The sequence below is a fragment of the Natronorubrum halalkaliphilum genome (assembly GCF_009834785.1).
Classification (GTDB): domain Archaea; phylum Halobacteriota; class Halobacteria; order Halobacteriales; family Natrialbaceae; genus Natronorubrum; species Natronorubrum halalkaliphilum.
This window is the reverse complement of the sequence record NZ_WUYX01000069.1, coordinates 65,195-81,724: the sequence shown is the minus strand read 5'-3', so window position 1 is coordinate 81,724 and position 16,530 is coordinate 65,195. Positions and strand designations below refer to the sequence as shown.

Below are 16,530 nucleotides of genomic sequence, written 5' to 3'. Positions count from 1 at the left end.
GTGACGACGTCGGTCTCATACGGTTTACTGTAGTCAATGACCGCCGATCACCGACCCCGTCCCTGGTGATCGGCGGTACATAGTTACAGCAATCCGTATCAGGGGCCGACGCCTTCGATGGGCACCTCAGTCTCGCAGTTCGGACACGCGACGTGCTCGTCCGATCCGGTATAGGTCCAGGTCTTTCCGCAGCTGTGACAGGACAGTTCGACCGAATCCCGGCCGTCGTCGGCGTCGGTCAGCTCGGCCCGAAGCCTCGAGAGGACGGCGTAGGCGTCGTCGATTTCGGTCCGCTCGAGCGGCACACGGTGTTCGGCGTCGCTGGCATCGTCTTCACCGTCCGCAACGAGCCAGAAGTCAACTGCCTCGCTCTCGCCCGCGTCGACGATCGCGTACCGGCCTTCGCTGACGATCGGGTTTCGGTCAGGGGTATCGTCGACCATACGGCCAGTACCGTACCAATTCCTTTCCGTCTTGTGCAGGCGTGACAAACCCCGGGTGGTGCCGTCTCATCGCCCCGATCCGTTCACGGGTCTCTGATCTGACCCAGTGCATCCGACACATGGTAATCCTTTTCCGCGGCGGTACGGAATTCGGAGGTATGGCCGACGAAAACGAATCCAACGACGCAGACGCAGGAGACGAGGGCGGCGAGGAGAAATCGTTCCGCGAGCGAGTCGAAGAGATCCGAGAGAAACGAGCCGAAGAAGGCGAAGGCGAGGGTGAGCCTCCGGAGAGTCCGTTCGGCGGCGGCGGTGGCGGCCCCGGCGGCATGGGCGGTGGCGGCAACCCGTTCGCCCAGATGATGGGCGGCATGATGGGCGGCGGTCCCGGCGGCCCCGGTGGCGCACCGGGCGGACCCGGCGGTCGCGGCGAAGAGGTCGGCAACGAAGAACTCGTCCAGGAAGTCCGCCAGATGCGCGACGAGATGCGCGACCAGACCCGCGCTCTCAAGCGCATCGCCGACGCGCTCGAGGACGACTAACGACTGCTCCCGTCCGCGCAGTTTTCGCGGTTTCGTAGCTTCGCAGCCTCGCGGTTTCCGTTTTTGAACAGCGCCGGCTCTCGTCTCTCGTTCGGCGTCCGGCCGACGAAAACGGCTGCTCGGTCCGTGTACTGTTCCTCGTTCCTCGTTACTCGTTACTATCCCGAAACGCTCCCAACGACGGCACGTGGCCGTCCAGCCACTCCGAGAGCGACCAGCGACCGACGAGGACGCCCGCAAGTTCGACGCTGATGTACGCGAGGACGATCCCGGCAAGGACGTCGATCACCCAGTGAATGCCCAGATACATCGTCGAAATCGCGACGGAGACGCCGAGGCCGGCCGCAAGGAGGTTCCACGTCGGATAGATCTCGCGGGTTCGATAGGCGAGAAAGGACACGGTCGCGGCGAGGGAAGTGTGAAGCGACGGGAAAACGTTGGTGTTGCGGTTGACCTGTCGCGTGAGATGCTGGTACTGGGGGTACGTATCGTACAGTAGCGCTTCCACGAGGTCCGGCATCATGTTCCGCGGGCCGTAGGCGATGACGAACGTGTAGAGGAGGAGGCCGAGTGCGTAGTTCAGGGTGTAGGCCGTCAAGAGTTCCCGAAGGGGGCGCGTATTCGAGAGCGCAAAGTAGGCGACGACGGGGAAGATCAGCAGGAAGACGTAGCCGTAGATATAGATAAACGAGAAGTACGCCGTCACCGCCGGCGTCGCCTGCGACTGCAGCCAGAGGATGAACTCGCCCTCGATATCGTAAATGGGCTCCGTGAAGTTCCAGTCGATCATCCACGAGAGATCGGGGACGATCTGTCTGGCGACGCTATTGAACAGCAAGACGACGGCGAGGGCGATCGTGATTGGAGCTGCCGCTCGGATCCGACTTCGCCACTCCACTCGCGTGTCTCGAAGCCGATATCGGCCGACGAACAGGGCCGTCGAGATGAGTATCATGAGCGTCACGACCACCGTCAACTGCAACAACACTCTGACCAGCATCAGTGTCTCACCCGGAGGTTCCCGTCGCCGTCGTACCGAAAGCCGGCCGCTTCGAACGCGGTTCGTGCCGCGTCGACGTCGACGTCGCCGTCGGAGCCGAGGAACGGCAGCTCCGGATCCGCCCCGTCCCACGCCAACTCCTCGGGGACCCACTCGCCGGCTACCGGCGTCGCGATCGGATCGGCGTGGCCGTGAAACACCTCGTCGACCACCCACGACTTGTCGATCAGCTGCGCGACGCACTGTCGGAACCGGGGGTTCCCAAACGGCGCTTTGCGCGCGTTAAATCCGAGGTGGTAGAACGTCCACGACGGCGACTCGAGCAACCGAACGTCCTCGGTCTCCTCGATATCGGCGATGACGTAGTTCTCGAGGGTCGAACTCGTGAGATCGGCGCTGTCGTCTTCGATCAACTGGATCGCCGACGTGCTCCGCGGATCGATCTGGACGCGCAGTTCCTCGACCGTCGCCTCGGGGAGATCGACGTCGTCGCGGCTCGTGAAGTGATCCTCGAAGCGCTCGAGCGTAACGTGTTCGCGTTCGGTTCGATCGCCGAACTGGAACGGGCCGCTCCCGATCGGCGGGACGTTGTCCGTCACCACCGCATCGGTGGTTCCCTGGGCGACGCGATAGCCGGGAACGCTGGCGGCTGCGGCGCGCTCGGTCCAGACGTGTTCGGGGAGGATCGGCACCGTCAGTGCACGAGCAGCGACTTCTTCGCCTGTGGCGACTGTGAACTCGAGGGTACGGTCGTCGGTGGCCTCGACGTCGTCGATCGCGGCGACCTGTCCGCGATAGCGCGGTGCCGGCGCAGGTGTGGCGCTGCCGCCGAGTGCGGTGTCCGCGAGGAACCGATAGGTGAAGGCGACGTCGTCGGCGGTGAGTGGCTCGCCATCGTGAAACCGACAATCTGGCCGAAGTTCGACGGTTAGGCTCGATTGGTCTTCGGTTTCAGCTTCATCGTCGCCCTCGTCCCACACCCAGTCCTCGGCGAGCCACGGCTCGAGTTCGTGGGCGCCGTCGATATCGACGACGTCGGTGGCGAGCGAGTCGTACAGCAGGTCGGCGATCGTCCCTCGATCGCGATACTCGGCGTTGATCGGGTTGAGATTTTGCGACGGGCGTGCGTCCATGTGGACGGCTCGCAGCTGCTCGCCGCTGCCGTCGGTTTGGGGCTCGAGCCCGAGATAGCCCGTTCGGGTCGCGAGGTGGCCGTCGTCCCAGCCGTCGAACCGATCGTCCCTGACGAGTCGGTGTTCGATCGGCGTACAGATCGGGACGAACGGCTGTTCGACCGTCAGCGCTTCGAGTAGTGATGTGACCGCCTCGCGGCGCTGCTCGCCGTCGACATCCCGCTGGGACTCGAGTAAGTCGTCGACCAGCAGGTTCGTAAACCCGAACGGGTTCTGCCAGCCGCGCTCGTCGGCGTACAGCGAGTGGAGCGCCTCGTAGAGAAAGTCCGGGTCGGTTCCCCCGGGGTGTTGACCCACGTACACGTCGTAGTCGTGATTGATCAGTACCGAGCGCAGGAACTCCTCGTTTGATCGCATCTCGATACTCGTGTCGATCCCGGCGGCCTCGAGCGCCGCGGCGATCTCCCTGGCGAGCCGGATGCTTTCTCGGTCGCCGTCCGCAGGAAGGGTCGTGATCGTCAGTGAGAGCGGATCGATATCGTCTCGGTTGACGATACTGCGAAGTTGACGGACGCAGCCGCTCGTGGCCGTCGTTAGCCCGACGGTCGACGCTAGCGCCGCTCGGCGGCTGATGCCGTTGCCGCCGCCGCCGTCGTCGCCGGAGGCTTCGCGCTCGGCGGCTTCGGTGGTCGTCCGTCCGGCCACGCTGTCACTCATTCCGATCGTTTGTGGGACTTGGCAGCCGGCGGTATAACAGTATTGCGCTGGCCGCTCGAGGCGCTGCGCACGGGTCGGTCACGGATCACCGTCGGCTCCGTCGGACCGATCGGCACGTCGCTCGCGAAGACTGCGGAGATCCGTGTAGATCGCCGAGAGCGACCACCGGCCGACGATGCGGTCGGACGCGGCGACGCAGAAGGCCGCGAGGGCGAGCCCTGCGACGACGTCGGTTGCCCAGTGGAGCCCGAGGTACATCGTCGAAATAATGACACTGACAGCGAGGACGGTGGCGACAAGATACCATTTCGGGTAGCTCGACCGGGTGTGGTAGGCGAACAGGCCGACCGTCGCCGCAAGCGAGGTGTGTAGCGACGGGAAGACGTTGGTGTTCCGATTGACCTCGCGAGTGAGATGCTGGTACTCCGGACTCGCGTTGTACAGGACCGTCTCTACTTCAGGCATGAAGTTCCGCGGTCCGTAGGCGATCACGAGCGCGTACAGCGTGAGCCCGATCGCGTAGTTGAGCGTGTAGGACGTCAACAGGCGTCGGAACATCCTGGTGTCCGACAGCGCGAAGTACGCGACCGCCGGGAAGATCAACAGGAACGTGTAGCCGTAGACGTAGATGAACGAGAAGTACATCGTCAGCTCCGTGCTCCCGATCTGCTGGAAGATGAGGATGAACTCGCCCTCGAGTCCGCGGATCGTCTCGGTCATGTGAACACCGATATCCGGATCGTCCTGTCGCATGACCCGGTTGAACAGCAAGACGACCGACAAAATAAGCATCGCTGGCGCAGATGTCCGGAGTCGGGACTGCCAGTCCGTTCGGAGCCGCGTGAGTCGCTCCCGGCCGATAAACAGCGGGATCGAGACGAGCAGCATGATCGCGACGACGAGTGCGACCTGCGTCAGTACCTCCGTCAGCATCAGTACCGCCCCAATAACCGACCGTCGCTGTCGGAGGCATACCCGGCTGCGTCGAACGCAGCGCGTGCCGCTTCGACGTTGAGAGAGCCGTCGGTACCGACGAACGGGGTCACCGGGTCTTCGGACGTGTCGTCGTCCCACGCCAACTCGTCGGGGACCCACTCGTCGGCTACCGGCGTCGCAATCGGCTCGGCGTGGTCGTAGAAGATTTCTTCGACCACCCATTTTTTATCGATCAGCTGGGATACCGCTCGCCGGAAGTGGGGGTTGCTACACGGCGGGACGCGCGTGTTAAATCCGAGGTGATAGAACGTCCACGACGGATCCTCGAGCCGTTGAATCTCCGGCTCGTCGGAGATTTCGTTGATCGCGTGCGTCTCGAGCATCGACGACGTGACGTCGGCGGCACCGCTTTCGACCCGTGCGATAGAGGACGAACTGCCGGGATCGACGTTGAATCGGAGCTCCTCGACCATCGGTGCAAGGAGGTGGTCGCCGTCGAGGTCTTCCCGGCGGGTAAAGTGATCGTCGAACCGCTCGAGGGCCAGGTAATCGCGGTCGGACTGGCTCTCGAACTGGTAGGGCCCGCTGCCGATCGGGTCCACCGAGCTCGTGGTGACGAGTCCCCACTGGCCCTGCGGAGCCGTAACGTCGCCGGCGGTGTCGATCCGATCTCGGAGCTCCTCGCGCCAGATATGTCGAGGGAGGATCGGAACGGTAAACGCGCGTTCGGCGACCGCTCTGTCCGCTTCGACAGGGATCCGGAGCCGATAGTCGCTCTCGTCGTCGATCTCGATCCCGTGTTCGTCGATCAGACTCGTCAGTCCGCGATAGCGCGGCGCAGGCGACGGGGAGTCGGCCTGACCGAGTGCGGTATCGGCGATGAACCGATAGGTGAAGGCGACGTCCGCGGCGGTCACCGGCTCACCGTCGTGGAACGTACAGTCCTCTCGGAGCGTGACGGTGGCGATCGTCTTCTCGCCCGGTTCGTCGTCCGACGGCGTCTCCCACTCCCAGGATTCGGCGAGCCACTCGGCGATCTCGTGTTCGCCGTCGTCGCTGCTGTGAACCGTGCCGAGCGAATCGTACAGCAGATCGACGATCGGACCGCGTTCGCGGGCCGTCGCCGAGAGCGGGTTGACGTTCTGTGACGGGCGCGCGTCGGTCACGAGCGCGTCGAGGCGGTCGATCTCCTCGTCGAGCGGGTCGAGGCCGAGATAGCCACGTCGCGTCGCGAGGTGGCCGTCGTCCCAGCCGTCGAACCGATCGGTTCTGGCGACGCGGTACTCGCCGGGCCGACAGATCGGTTCGAACGGTTTCTCTTCTGCGAGTCCGTCCAGGACCGAGTCGATACGTGCGCGTCGTTCCTCTCCTTCAGCCCGTCGTTGCTCCTCGAGCAGGGGGTCGAAGAAGGTCGGATTGGAGTACCGGAACGGGTTCTGCCATCCGGCTTCGTCGGCGTACGTGGAGTGGAGGGCTTCGTAGAGGAAGTCGGGGTCGTAATCGGCGGGGTGGCGACCAACGTAGAGATCGAAGTCGTGATCGATCAGCACTTTCTCCAAAAACTCGGAGCGCGAACGCATGGTGAGGGTTACGTCCACGCCGACCGCCTCGAGATTCGACTCGAGGTGACGGGCGATTCGGACGTTTTCCCTGTCGCCGTCCGCGGGAACCGTGACGATGGAGAGTGACAGTTGATCGTCCCCGTCGTCGTTGACGACGCTTCGAACGGTGTCGATACAGCCGCTCAGGGAGAGCGATAGTCCGGCTGCGCCAGCAGCCAAGACCGAGCGTCGATCGACGCCGTCAACGGGGCCGTTCGTATCACAATTCATTCAGTCTATTACACCTATTTGCTGTTGATATATAACAATATTGTGTATCGGATTCGGCTACGGGAGATTGTCAAAAACCTTTTCAACCAGCACCGTTACCCGGTCTATAGGCCATATCTATGGGAACCGTTGGCACGAAACTCGACAATAGTTCGCATCGGTTTCCGTCCAACTCGTTCGAGATCGCCTCTGATATAATACTTACATGACTGATTCTTTAGTATTGTTCTGAGACTCGGACCAGCAGCGAGACGCTCGAGCGCGCGTCGAAACTCTCGTTTCCCCTCCCGCTTCAAACAGTCTGTGTCGGATGTGCAAAATTCATCAAACGCGAGACTGTCACGGATACTGATCGGTTCGCCACAGGTCCTCGCCTCGAGAAGGGCGATTCACTAATTTTTGGCCCGTGTCGAGGCGTGGAAGATGTCGACGGCGGCAAACGCGCCGCGCTTGTCGTCGATCCAGCCGGTGAACGCGACCTTCTCGGGCGGATCGGTCGTCCAGCGGTTGACGGGTCGACTCGTCTGCGGCCCCGATCGTACGGCCCGAACCGACGAACTCGTAGGTAACTGTTCAGCCCCATCCCCGTCCCGGCCGTCGCTGCCGGAGACGAGTCCACAAACACAACATCAATAGGCGAACCGCCGAAAGGCGTGGTATGGGTACGGACGTCGCCGCCGAGCGGATCGAGCGCCTTCACGAGTTGGCTCGAGCGGCGGCAGCGGATCGAAACCACGATCGGGCGCGGTACTACGTCCGTCTCGCGCGTCGCGTCGCGGAACGCAACCGGTTGACGCTGCCCCGAGAGTTCCGCCGGTTCAGCTGCGATCGCTGCGATGCGTATCTTCGCCCCGGACAGAACGCTCGCGTGAGGCTCCAGGACGGTCACGTCGTAATCAGCTGTGACTGCGGTGCCCACGCCAGATATCCCTACGACGACTGACGGGCCTTCGGTCCCGATTTCGCCGTGCAACCGCCGGACGACAGCGGTTGCACCGACACGACTGACGGCAGTCGTCCAGGTGCGTTTCGACGCCCGCTCGACGCTGCGGGATGAGATGCCGATTCGAGAAGATTCAAACGGCTCGCCTCGTTAGTCTGCCCTATGGATAAACAACAGCTCAAGCAACGAGCCCACGATCTCGACGTCACCGTCTGGGTCGGCAAAAGCGGCCTCGAAGCGGTCGTCGACGAACTCGACGATCAACTGTCGAACGAGAACCTCGTGAAAGTCAAGTTCCTCCGTGCGGCCCGCGCCGGCAGCTCGACGGACGAAAAGGCGGCCGATCTCGCCGACCGCGTCAACGCCGAACTGATCGACACCCGCGGACACACGGCAGTGCTGCATCGATGAGCGGAGCGCTCTCCCCGCTGCAGGCGAACGGGGAGTCAGCGGCCGATCTCGGGCTCGTCGGCAATCTACTCGAGGATGCCGGGCTCACCGCCACCCAGGCCGGAAGCGCCGAGCGGCTGGTCATGTTCGTCCTCGCGTTCGTCCTCGTCTACCTGCTCGGCAGGTTCGTCGTGCTCCCGCTGCTCGAACGCGCGTTCGATCGCCGCGAACTCGACCGCCACGCACAGAAGCCGCTGGTGATGATCGTGAAGTTCCTGATCCTGTTCGTGGCCGTCGCGGTCGCGTTCGGGGCCGCCGATTACGGTAACTTCCTCGTCTCGATGGCCGGGATCGCCGCGGCGGGGGCGCTCGCGGTCGGCCTCGCGATGCAGAACGTCATTCGGAACTTCGTCGCCGGCGTGTTCATCTACACCGACAAGCCGTTCCGGATCGGCGACTGGATCGAGTGGGACGAGGGCACCTACTCGGGCGTCGTCGAGGACATCAGCCTGCGCGTGACCCGCGTCAGAACGTTCGATAACGAACTGCTGACGGTGCCAAACTCGGCGCTCACCGACAGCGTGCTCAAAAACCCCGTCGACGCCGACAAACTCCGACTGAAGTTCGTCTTCGGGATCGGCTACGGCGACGACATCGAGCAGGCGACCGACATCATCGTCGAGGAAGCCGAGCGTCACCCCGACATCATGGACGACCCCGCGCCGTCCGTCAGACTGACGGAACTCGGTGACTCCGACATCGGCCTCCAGTCGCGGTTCTGGATCGCCGACCCTTCCCGCGCCGACTTCGTTCGGACGCGAGGGGAGTACGTGACCGCCGTCAAGGAGCGCTTCGACGAGGACGGGATCGACATGCCCTACCCCGTCCGCACGCTCGAGGGCGGACTCGAACTCGAGAACAGACAGCAGATCGGACAGTCGGCGGAGTGAGGCGGTAACCTGCGGTCGATCCTCGGGTGACTTCGGGCGATCGACCGCGACGCTGTTACGCCGCTACGACTCGTCAACCGTCGTGTTTTCCGGCGGCTCGAACGCGAACCGCTCGTCCTCGAGTCCGGAATTGAATGTGACCGTCTCGAAGCGCTCGGTCCAGCTGTGTCGGTCGCCGTCCGGCCCCTCGAAGATCAGTTGTTCTTTCAGCGGATAGTCGTACTCCACGTCGATCCAGATCGTCTGCTCGACGGCCTCGAGTTCGTCGCTCGGATCGACGGTCTCGAGCGCGTAGACGTATTCCGTATCGCCGACGAGGACCGAGACCCCTTCTTCGACGGCTTCGTCTTTGATCTCGACGTCGAGGACGTGAGCCTCGCGATCGGCGACCTGTTCGGTGCCGCGATACTCGAGGTCGTACAGATCGAGTTGTCTGTCGGCCATCTCGGCTCGCGCAGATCGGACGTCATCGCTGTCGAACGACTCGTCGTCCTCGAAGTACGTCGCCCACTCCGAGTCCGGATAGTACCACCACGACACCGTCGCGTTCGAGACGTAAATTTCCGCTTCCTCCTCGCCCTCGGTCTCGAGGGATTCAGTTCGGTAGTCAACGTATGGCCGTTCGTAAACCTGTTCGACCGACGTGTGCGTGTGGTTGCCGTCCGTCACCTCCGAAACGCGCTCCCCGGAAACGTCTTCGAGGTCGTCGTTGTGGACGAACGCACCCTCGAACACCGCTTCCACGTCGGGGTCGTCATCGGACGGCGGTTCGAACGCGATACAGCCGCTGGCGAGAACCACCAGTACGAGCAACCCGAGAACGGCCGCGAGTCGGCGAGGCGCCATGGGAACAGTCACGCAAGGGAATGACCCTAAGTTTTCCTATATCTTCTCTCATCTAAATAGATGAATACGCTTACCGAACGGGTACCTGATCGACGACGGAGGCGACGGTGTCGGTCGATCCGGCAGCTATTGCTAACGCGAATTTTTATAACTGTGGTTCGGTATCATCTACCATGGATCTAACAGACGTCGACTCGACGGCTACAGAAGGAAACGTTGTAAAGCTCTTCGACGAGACGGCGGCGCTCCATGGTGACGAGCAGGCGATGGAACACCACGGCGAGCGGACGACGCACGCCGAACTCCGGGACCGGACGGCGTCGTTCGCCGGCGGCCTCCACGAACTCGGACTCGAGCCGGACGATCACTTGCTCCTGTTCCTGCCAAACTGTCCGGAGTTCGTCGTCGCCTCCCTGGGGGCGTTCAGGGCCGGCGTCGTGATCTCGCCGGTCAACCCGCAGTACAAGCGCCGCGAGGTGGCCTATCAGCTCGAAGACACGGACGCGAAAGCCGTCGTCACGCATCCGTCGCTCCGGCCGGTCGTCGATCAGGCTCTCGAGGAAACCGGACGAGAGATCGACGTGATCACCGTCGAGAGCCAGTACATGGATCGGGAGCCGGACGACATCTTCTTCGAGGACGTTCGAGGCGAACCGACGCTTGTCGAACGAGCCGACGACGACGTCGCCTTGTTGCCGTACACCTCCGGGACGACGGGCGAGCCGAAGGGAGTCAAACTCACCCACCGGAACACGCGGGCCCAGCTGAACTGGCCGCTCACAGGCACGACCGTCGACATCGATCCCGAGGGCGTTCGCAGTCTGATCTGGCTGCCGCTGTACCACATCACCGGCTTCACTCACACCGCCCTCCAGCCGCTGGCGGGCGGCGGAAGTCTGTACTTCCGGAGCGCCCTCGAGTGGGATGCACAGGCGTGTATGGAGCTCATCGAGGACGAGGAAATCACCCACTTCGTCGGCGTGACGACGATGTACGCCGACATGGTCGAAAGCGACAGCTTCGGGGAGTACGATATGACGAGCCTCGAGTCGGCCTCCGAAGGCGGCGCGAAGCTCTCGACGAACGTCCAGGAACGGTTCGAAGCGACCGCCGGCGTCGATATCTCGGAGGGGTACGGGCTGACGGAGACCCACGGGGCGACCCACACGCAGTCCGGTTCGTCGTTCGGCCTGCGACACGGAACGATCGGCCAGCCGCTGCGGATGACCGACTGTAAGATCGTCGACGAGAGCGGCGACGAAGTCGCCCCCGGCGAGGAGGGCGAACTCCTCGTCCGCGGACCGCAGGTGATGTCGGGCTATCACGACCTGCCCGCGGCGACCGAGCGTGCCTTTACGGAACGCGGCTACTTCCGGACCGGCGATATCGCTCGCCGCGATCGGAACAACTACTACGAGATCGTCGACCGGAAGAAACACGTCATCGTCACCGCCGGCTACAACGTCTACCCCAGCGAACTCGAGAACCTGCTGCTCGAACACGAGGCGATCGCGGACGCCGCCGTCGTCGGGATTTCGGACGAGCGACGTAACGAGGTTCCGAAGGCGTTCGTCGTTCCCGCGGCGGACGTCGAGCCCGGCACGGACGTGACGAGCGAGGCGCTCGCGGAGTACTGCCTCGAGCGCGTCGCCGAGTACAAACATCCGCGCGAAATCGAGTTCATCGACCAACTGCCGCGAACGACCAGCGGGAAGATCCAGAAGTACAAACTCGAGGCGAACGACGAGAGTGCGGACGACGAGAGTGCGGACGAGAACCGAAGCGGAAGCGGAACCGAAGCCGGACCGTAGTCGACCACCGCGGCCGAAGCGGAAGGGCTAGTTTTTCAGCGAGTGCGAACACAGCGCAGGTATGGGTACAACGCTTCCCAGAACGCCGATCGAGTGGTACATGCTCGGCTTTGCGCTCGTCGTCGGTAACATATTTGTCCTGCTGATGACCGACCACGGAATCGTGCCCGCCGTTGCGATGGGGCTGTTTTACGGCCTCGGTATGGCGCTGGTCATCCTCCTCGTCGTCGCCGGCTGGCATTCGTTCCGCGGAACCGACGACACGGCCGATGCGGAATCGACGAAGTGAGCGGCCGAGTGTTTGAGCGCCTGAGTCGCGACACCTACTCGATCCGATAATATCGCACGCCCCCTTCTCGCTCGGACGTCACCACCCCTCGGCGCTCGAGCGTTCCGAGTGCGCCGATCGTATCCAGCACGGGCGCAAGATACCGACTGCTGCCGGCCCGTTCCTCGGCGACCGAAAGCGCCGTTGCCGGTTCGATCTCGGCGAGTGCAGCGCGCGTCTCCTCGAGGAGCCTATCGAGGCGCTTACGCGTGAGCCCGACGATTCGATGGGGGTCCTCGAAGGTCGGTCCGTGTCCGGGGAAGACACGCGTGGCCGTCGTCTCCAGCAGCCGATCCATCGCATCGTAGTACTGATCGATCGCCTCGCCGGCACCGTGATCGATGCCGACGTGGAACGCGCCGGCGCGGAAGGGTTTGATGAGGGCGTCGCCGGCGAACAACGCCGATTCTCCCTCGAGTACCGTTTCGAAGCTGAGATGGGTGATCTCGTGGCCCGGCGTTTCGAGGGAGCGAAACTGCCGGTCGCCGACCGAGAACGTGGCGTTCGCCTCGATCGGTCGCGTGGCGTCGGGATCGAGCAGCCGCCGATCCCGCCGAAACGATTCGAGGGCGTCGTCGACGATCCCGTCGACATCGTCGCCCCGATAGCCCACCTCGACGGCCGTTTCGCGGACGGTCGACCGAACCGTTTCCGGATCGCGTTCCAGCCGCTCGAGCGCGGCCGCCGGAGCGTGGATCGTCGCCCCGGCCTCGCGAAGCGTCGACGCCTGTCCCAGATGATCGCTGTGAGGGTGAGTCACGAGAACGTGATCGACGTCCGCGAGCGCGTAGCCGCCCCGTTCGAGACTCGCCTCGAGTTCCGACTCGCCGGTCTCCGTCGGCGTTCCGGCGTCGATCAGGATCGGTTCGGGGCCGTCGACCACATAAGCGGCGACGTTTCTCGGGGGCCACGACACGTCGAACTCGAGTCGATGAACCGTCGAGACGCCGCGATCGCTCCGACAGGTGCCGCCGGTGTCGGTATCCATTGTCTCGAATCCCGCGGTCCAGTCCCGTGAATGTTACTCCCGTCCGGACTGCCGTGATGAGGTACCGGCGCAACCGCGATACGACAGCGGTTGTACCGGCAATGGCCCCTAATAGCCCGCGTCAGTCGACGCGGATCGCCTCCGGGTGGGTTCGAAATTCTCGACCTCGCGTGCGAAGCAGTTGGCAAGACTTAATGGCCGCATGCCGTTACACGTAGGTAATGGCTTTTGAGGACCTGCTCGAGGACCCGGTTATCCAAAAGTACTTGCACGAGCTGGTCGGTCCCAAGGGGATGCCCGTCGCGGCGGCACCGCCGGACGGGGAAGTGACCGACGAGGAGCTCGCGGAAGAACTCGATCTCGAGTTGAACGACGTGCGACGCGCGCTGTTTATCCTGTACGAAAACGACCTCGCCAGCTACCGACGGCTGCGCGACGAGGATTCGGGGTGGCTCACCTATCTCTGGACGTTCGAGTACGACAACATTCCCGAGAACTTAGAAGAGGAGATGTACCGACTCTACGACGCGCTCGAGCAGCGCCAGGAGTACGAGCGCAATCACGAGTTCTACCTCTGTGAGATCTGCTCGATCCGCTTCGAGTTCGGCGAAGCGATGGACTTCGGCTTCGAATGTCCGGAGTGTGGCTCGCCGCTCGAATCAATGGATAACGACCGACTCGTCAATTCGATGGACGACCGCCTCGACGCGCTCGAGGACGAACTGAACATCGACGCGGACGCCTAATGGTCGTACTCGCAACGAAACTCTACGTCGAAGGAGACGCCCGCGAACGCTCGCTGGACTCGCTGCGCTCGCTTGTCACCAACGAAATCGGCGAACTCGACGTCGAATTCGACATCGGCATACGCCACGACGATTTCCCCTCCGTGACCATCGAGGGCGAGGACGCCACCGTCGCGCGAAACGTTCTCCGGGAGGAGTTCGGCGAAATCGTCCCCGACCTCGAGGCGGGATCCACCTACACCGGCACGTTCGAAACCTGGGACGACGACGGGTTCATCCTCGACGCCGGACAGGGCGAGGGCGTCCGAATCCCGACCGACGAACTCGGACTCGGGCCGGGGTCGGCGACCCAGATCCGCGAACGGTACGGGTTGGTCCAGCACACCCCGCTACAGTTCGTCTACGGCGGCGACGACGACCCGTCGCGACTCGCCGAGGAAGAACAGGACCGCCTCTACGAGTGGAGCCGCGGCAACGGTCGGCTCAACGTCAACAGCGCGACGCGTGCGGAGGTCCGGGCGACGCTCAACCGCGCGGGCCACGCCCAAGACTACGTCACCGTCGAGCGACTCGGCCTGCTCGAGCAGAGCGTGATCTGCACCGAGAACACCGATCCACCGGGGCTGCTCGCAAGCGTCGGCGAGTATCTCCCGGCGGAACTCCGTTGTGTCGTTCCGTAACATGAATCGACGGCTCGTTCTCGCGGTGCTCGCGGTCGGATTGCTCGTCGGTTTAGCCGGTTGCTCGATGATCTTCGGCGGCATCTCCGACGAGGAACTCGACCGCGACGAAGAGTACGACGACCTTCGGGACAGTGACGCCGACGTCGCCATCGATATCGAAGGTGGTAGCCTGATCAGCGGCAGCGAGTTCCGCGCGGTCTACGATCTCGAGGACCGAGAGGAACTGTCGCTGTACCGGTCGAACCTCTTTCGCGACGAGGCCCTCGATATCCACAGCGTTCGGTACTGGTACCCCAACGGGACCGAACTGACCGGTTCCGAACTGTACGTCGATCAGGGCCGCTCGAGTACCGAGATCCGCGTGCCGGACGGCAACGGAACGCTCGCGTTCTCGGGTGAAGCCGGCAGCAAGACGTTCCGCCTGCCCGCCTACGTCGAGGGCTCCTACGAGGTGATGACACCCGACGGCCACCGGACGTCGAACTTCCTGTTCGGCGACGTCAATCCGAGCGGCTACGACCGGGAAATCGTCGACAATCAGGAGCGGCTGACCTGGGACCAGGTAGATAGCACCATCTCGCTGCGGTACTACCTCAACCGCGACATCACGCTGTTCGTGGGCCTGGTCGGAATCGTCGCCCTGGTCGGCGGCACCGGCATCGCCTACTACTACCGAAAGGTCAAGCGATTGCAGGAACAGCGCGAAGAGATGGGGTTAGACGTCGAACTCGACGACGACTCGGACGACGGCCCGCCGCCGGGAATGCGGTAGCCCCGCAGACCCCTCCGCTAGCCGTGAATCGCTCGCTCGTCGAGCCAGACGACCGTCTCCCCGTCGAGGTCGAACCGACCCTTGACATGTCGAGTGTGCGTACTCGTTCGAGTCGGCTCGACGCTGCTCGTACGGACCGTTCGCGTCACGTCGACGTCGTCGACGAGCCAGCCGTAGTAGTCCCCGTCGCCGTCGGTAAGGGAGAACACGAGTAGTTTCGGCGCGTCGATTCGGGAGGCCGTCCGAGCCGTCGAGTTGAACGCCCGCGGAAGGTCGACGACCCGAATACGGTTCCCGGACACCGAAACGACCCCTGCGTTCCAGGGGTCGTCCGCAGTCGCGATCGCGTCCTCGTCCGTGACGCCGAGAACGGACGCGACGGATTCCGTCCTGACGCAGTAGCGATCGCCGTCGAGATCGAACGTCAGAACGGTAACGCGGTCGTCAGTTGTGGAGCCGTCGTCGTTTCCAGCCGATGCCATGCTGTGCAATACTTTCACAGTAATCTCATAAACGTTTCGTGACGTGACGTTGCAACGATCCGACAAGCGGCGTTGGCGAACGGATCGATCCGAGCGCCTTCGGCGAGCAGACACGGGGAGTCAACGTTTTAGTGTTGGAATGTGATACCCGAACAGGAACATGGCCCCGGACCTTTCCGAAAAACTTCTCGGAATCGACATCGGCGAAGCCGACGACCGAACGCGTCGGGACGCCGACGACGCGGATGAAGAGCACGAAGAACTCGAGCGATTCGTCTACTTCGGGGTCGGCGAGCACAGGCTGGCAGTGCCGGTCGACGCGGTCCGGACGCTCGCGGAACGTCCCGACGAGTTGACGCGAGTTCCGCGAGCGCCGGCGGCTATCGAGGGGATGGTCGACCTGCGCGGCGAGGTCACCGCCGTGATCGAGCCGTCCGTCCACTTTCCGGTGACCGAACCCGGGCGACGAGACGGACGAGAGCAGTTGCTCGTCCTCGACCGACCTGCGGACCGCCAGTCGGCGGCGCTCCGCGTCGACGACGTGATCGGCGTCGAGTCGGTCCCCGAAAGCGATATTCTGGATGAAGCGGCGCTCGACGAGCAGCCGCTCAGCGCCGAACCGCTCGAGCACCCGCTCGTGGCCGGGATCATCAAGCAGGAGCGGGACCCCGAACCAGAACTCGAGTCCGAGTTCGGTGACGTCGGAGCCACGAACGAGGCACGGATCGAGACTGCCTCCGGTGGAGACGCCAGTAGCGGCGGGGGCATGACACTGTCGTCACCGCGGGGACCGTCACAGGCCGACTCCGGCAGCGCCGACGGAGAGACGTTCGAACTGGGTGCAGATGACGCGGAGGCCGCCGATGACGGGGAGTCGACAGCGGCGGAATCGGAGGAGACGGCGTCGACTCGAGAGGTCGTTATCGAGGCGACGCCGCTGATCGACGTGGAAAGGTTCCTGTTGGCGTCCGGACAGCGGGAATAACGC

General features: G+C 63.5%; 18 protein-coding genes. 10 read left to right on the top strand and 8 right to left on the bottom strand.

The features are described from left to right. Positions 1-98: 98 nt before the first annotated feature. The gene (locus tag GS429_RS18525) at positions 99-443 is read right to left on the bottom strand and encodes a hypothetical protein (protein WP_160066957.1); all 345 of its coding nucleotides are present in this window, start codon (positions 441-443) and stop codon (positions 99-101) included. A gap of 119 nt (positions 444-562) precedes the next feature. Between GS429_RS18525 and GS429_RS18520 the strand changes: the two genes are divergently transcribed. After that, a complete protein-coding gene (locus GS429_RS18520; RefSeq protein WP_201294052.1) occupies positions 563-985 on the top strand; it encodes a hypothetical protein in 423 nt (140 codons plus the stop codon). 148 nt (positions 986-1,133) lie between these two features. On the opposite strand, the gene GS429_RS18515 is transcribed toward GS429_RS18520, so the two are convergent. From GS429_RS18515 to GS429_RS18500, 4 genes are all read right to left on the bottom strand, one after another. After that, positions 1,134-1,985, bottom strand: coding sequence for a phosphatase PAP2 family protein (locus GS429_RS18515; RefSeq protein ID WP_160066953.1), 852 nt, complete (start codon positions 1,983-1,985; stop codon positions 1,134-1,136). Further along, complete coding sequence (locus GS429_RS18510) at positions 1,985-3,835, bottom strand: ABC transporter substrate-binding protein (RefSeq protein WP_160066951.1); 1,851 nt, start codon at positions 3,833-3,835, stop codon at positions 1,985-1,987. The genes GS429_RS18515 and GS429_RS18510 overlap by 1 nt, the downstream gene beginning before the upstream one ends. Positions 3,836-3,913: 78 nt before the next feature. Next, positions 3,914-4,768, bottom strand: coding sequence for a phosphatase PAP2 family protein (locus GS429_RS18505; RefSeq protein WP_160066949.1), 855 nt, complete (start codon positions 4,766-4,768; stop codon positions 3,914-3,916). After that, complete coding sequence (locus tag GS429_RS18500; protein ID WP_160066947.1) at positions 4,768-6,603, bottom strand: ABC transporter substrate-binding protein; 1,836 nt, start codon at positions 6,601-6,603, stop codon at positions 4,768-4,770. The genes GS429_RS18505 and GS429_RS18500 overlap by 1 nt, the downstream gene beginning before the upstream one ends. A gap of 658 nt (positions 6,604-7,261) precedes the next feature. On the opposite strand from GS429_RS18500, the gene GS429_RS18495 reads away from it, so the two are divergent. The 3 genes from GS429_RS18495 to GS429_RS18485 all read left to right on the top strand — a co-directional run bounded on the left by GS429_RS18495 (position 7,262) and on the right by GS429_RS18485 (position 8,886). Beyond that, positions 7,262-7,546, top strand: coding sequence for a ribonuclease P protein component 4 (locus GS429_RS18495; RefSeq protein ID WP_160066945.1), 285 nt, complete (start codon positions 7,262-7,264; stop codon positions 7,544-7,546). A gap of 162 nt (positions 7,547-7,708) precedes the next feature. Beyond that, positions 7,709-7,957 (top strand): YhbY family RNA-binding protein, encoded by a 249-nt coding sequence (locus GS429_RS18490; protein ID WP_160066943.1) that lies wholly within the window; start codon positions 7,709-7,711, stop codon positions 7,955-7,957. Continuing rightward, positions 7,954-8,886 (top strand): mechanosensitive ion channel family protein, encoded by a 933-nt coding sequence (locus tag GS429_RS18485; protein ID WP_160066941.1) that lies wholly within the window; start codon positions 7,954-7,956, stop codon positions 8,884-8,886. The genes GS429_RS18490 and GS429_RS18485 overlap by 4 nt, the downstream gene beginning before the upstream one ends. 63 nt (positions 8,887-8,949) lie before the next feature. Here GS429_RS18485 and GS429_RS18480 read toward each other — a convergent pair whose 3' ends face one another. Beyond that, positions 8,950-9,732 carry a LolA family protein gene (locus GS429_RS18480; protein ID WP_160066939.1) on the bottom strand — a complete coding sequence of 261 codons (783 nt, stop codon included), beginning with the start codon at positions 9,730-9,732 and terminating at the stop codon, positions 8,950-8,952. A gap of 173 nt (positions 9,733-9,905) precedes the next feature. Between GS429_RS18480 and GS429_RS18475 the strand changes: the two genes are divergently transcribed. Both GS429_RS18475 and GS429_RS18470 read left to right on the top strand, forming a co-directional pair. Then, positions 9,906-11,543 carry a class I adenylate-forming enzyme family protein gene (locus GS429_RS18475; RefSeq protein WP_160066937.1) on the top strand — a complete coding sequence of 546 codons (1,638 nt, stop codon included), beginning with the start codon at positions 9,906-9,908 and terminating at the stop codon, positions 11,541-11,543. Between the two features lie 61 nt (positions 11,544-11,604). Further along, positions 11,605-11,832, top strand: coding sequence for a hypothetical protein (locus tag GS429_RS18470; RefSeq protein WP_160066935.1), 228 nt, complete (start codon positions 11,605-11,607; stop codon positions 11,830-11,832). Between the two features lie 34 nt (positions 11,833-11,866). Here GS429_RS18470 and GS429_RS18465 read toward each other — a convergent pair whose 3' ends face one another. Continuing rightward, a complete protein-coding gene (locus tag GS429_RS18465) occupies positions 11,867-12,859 on the bottom strand; it encodes an MBL fold metallo-hydrolase (protein ID WP_160066933.1) in 993 nt (330 codons plus the stop codon). A 221-nt stretch (positions 12,860-13,080) separates the two neighbouring features. On the opposite strand from GS429_RS18465, the gene tfe reads away from it, so the two are divergent. The 3 genes from tfe to GS429_RS18450 are packed head-to-tail and all read left to right on the top strand — an operon-like array spanning position 13,081 to position 15,060. Continuing rightward, a complete protein-coding gene (gene tfe / locus GS429_RS18460; protein ID WP_160066931.1) occupies positions 13,081-13,605 on the top strand; it encodes a transcription factor E in 525 nt (174 codons plus the stop codon). Continuing rightward, positions 13,605-14,285, top strand: coding sequence for a DUF2110 family protein (locus tag GS429_RS18455; protein WP_160066929.1), 681 nt, complete (start codon positions 13,605-13,607; stop codon positions 14,283-14,285). The genes tfe and GS429_RS18455 overlap by 1 nt, the downstream gene beginning before the upstream one ends. A 1-nt stretch (position 14,286) precedes the next feature. Then, complete coding sequence (locus tag GS429_RS18450) at positions 14,287-15,060, top strand: DUF5803 family protein (protein WP_160066927.1); 774 nt, start codon at positions 14,287-14,289, stop codon at positions 15,058-15,060. 17 nt (positions 15,061-15,077) lie between these two features. Here the strand turns inward: GS429_RS18450 and GS429_RS18445 are convergent, their stop codons facing one another. Next, a complete protein-coding gene (locus tag GS429_RS18445; protein WP_160066925.1) occupies positions 15,078-15,542 on the bottom strand; it encodes a chemotaxis protein CheW in 465 nt (154 codons plus the stop codon). Between the two features lie 160 nt (positions 15,543-15,702). Between GS429_RS18445 and GS429_RS18440 the strand changes: the two genes are divergently transcribed. Continuing rightward, on the top strand, positions 15,703-16,527 hold the full coding sequence (locus GS429_RS18440) for a chemotaxis protein CheW (RefSeq protein WP_160066923.1): 825 nt from the start codon (positions 15,703-15,705) through the stop codon (positions 16,525-16,527). Positions 16,528-16,530: the final 3 nt, after the last annotated feature.

What these genes read in the sequence shown, in the direction of transcription:
- GS429_RS18485 (WP_160066941.1), top strand. Translation starts at nt 7,954, where the DNA reads ATGAGCGGAGCGCTCTCCCCGCTGCAGGCGAACGGGGAGTCAGCGGCC.
- GS429_RS18500 (WP_160066947.1), bottom strand. Translation starts at nt 6,603, where the DNA reads ATGAATTGTGATACGAACGGCCCCGTTGACGGCGTCGATCGACGCTCG.
- GS429_RS18495 (WP_160066945.1), top strand. Translation starts at nt 7,262, where the DNA reads ATGGGTACGGACGTCGCCGCCGAGCGGATCGAGCGCCTTCACGAGTTG.
- GS429_RS18525 (WP_160066957.1), bottom strand. Translation starts at nt 443, where the DNA reads ATGGTCGACGATACCCCTGACCGAAACCCGATCGTCAGCGAAGGCCGG.
- GS429_RS18445 (WP_160066925.1), bottom strand. Translation starts at nt 15,542, where the DNA reads ATGGCATCGGCTGGAAACGACGACGGCTCCACAACTGACGACCGCGTT.
- GS429_RS18440 (WP_160066923.1), top strand. Translation starts at nt 15,703, where the DNA reads ATGGCCCCGGACCTTTCCGAAAAACTTCTCGGAATCGACATCGGCGAA.
- GS429_RS18480 (WP_160066939.1), bottom strand. Translation starts at nt 9,732, where the DNA reads ATGGCGCCTCGCCGACTCGCGGCCGTTCTCGGGTTGCTCGTACTGGTG.
- GS429_RS18475 (WP_160066937.1), top strand. Translation starts at nt 9,906, where the DNA reads ATGGATCTAACAGACGTCGACTCGACGGCTACAGAAGGAAACGTTGTA.
- GS429_RS18465 (WP_160066933.1), bottom strand. Translation starts at nt 12,859, where the DNA reads ATGGATACCGACACCGGCGGCACCTGTCGGAGCGATCGCGGCGTCTCG.
- tfe (WP_160066931.1), top strand. Translation starts at nt 13,081, where the DNA reads ATGGCTTTTGAGGACCTGCTCGAGGACCCGGTTATCCAAAAGTACTTG.
- GS429_RS18490 (WP_160066943.1), top strand. Translation starts at nt 7,709, where the DNA reads ATGGATAAACAACAGCTCAAGCAACGAGCCCACGATCTCGACGTCACC.
- GS429_RS18470 (WP_160066935.1), top strand. Translation starts at nt 11,605, where the DNA reads ATGGGTACAACGCTTCCCAGAACGCCGATCGAGTGGTACATGCTCGGC.
- GS429_RS18510 (WP_160066951.1), bottom strand. Translation starts at nt 3,835, where the DNA reads ATGAGTGACAGCGTGGCCGGACGGACGACCACCGAAGCCGCCGAGCGC.
- GS429_RS18505 (WP_160066949.1), bottom strand. Translation starts at nt 4,768, where the DNA reads ATGCTGACGGAGGTACTGACGCAGGTCGCACTCGTCGTCGCGATCATG.
- GS429_RS18455 (WP_160066929.1), top strand. Translation starts at nt 13,605, where the DNA reads ATGGTCGTACTCGCAACGAAACTCTACGTCGAAGGAGACGCCCGCGAA.
- GS429_RS18515 (WP_160066953.1), bottom strand. Translation starts at nt 1,985, where the DNA reads ATGCTGGTCAGAGTGTTGTTGCAGTTGACGGTGGTCGTGACGCTCATG.
- GS429_RS18520 (WP_201294052.1), top strand. Translation starts at nt 563, where the DNA reads ATGGTAATCCTTTTCCGCGGCGGTACGGAATTCGGAGGTATGGCCGAC.
- GS429_RS18450 (WP_160066927.1), top strand. Translation starts at nt 14,287, where the DNA reads ATGAATCGACGGCTCGTTCTCGCGGTGCTCGCGGTCGGATTGCTCGTC.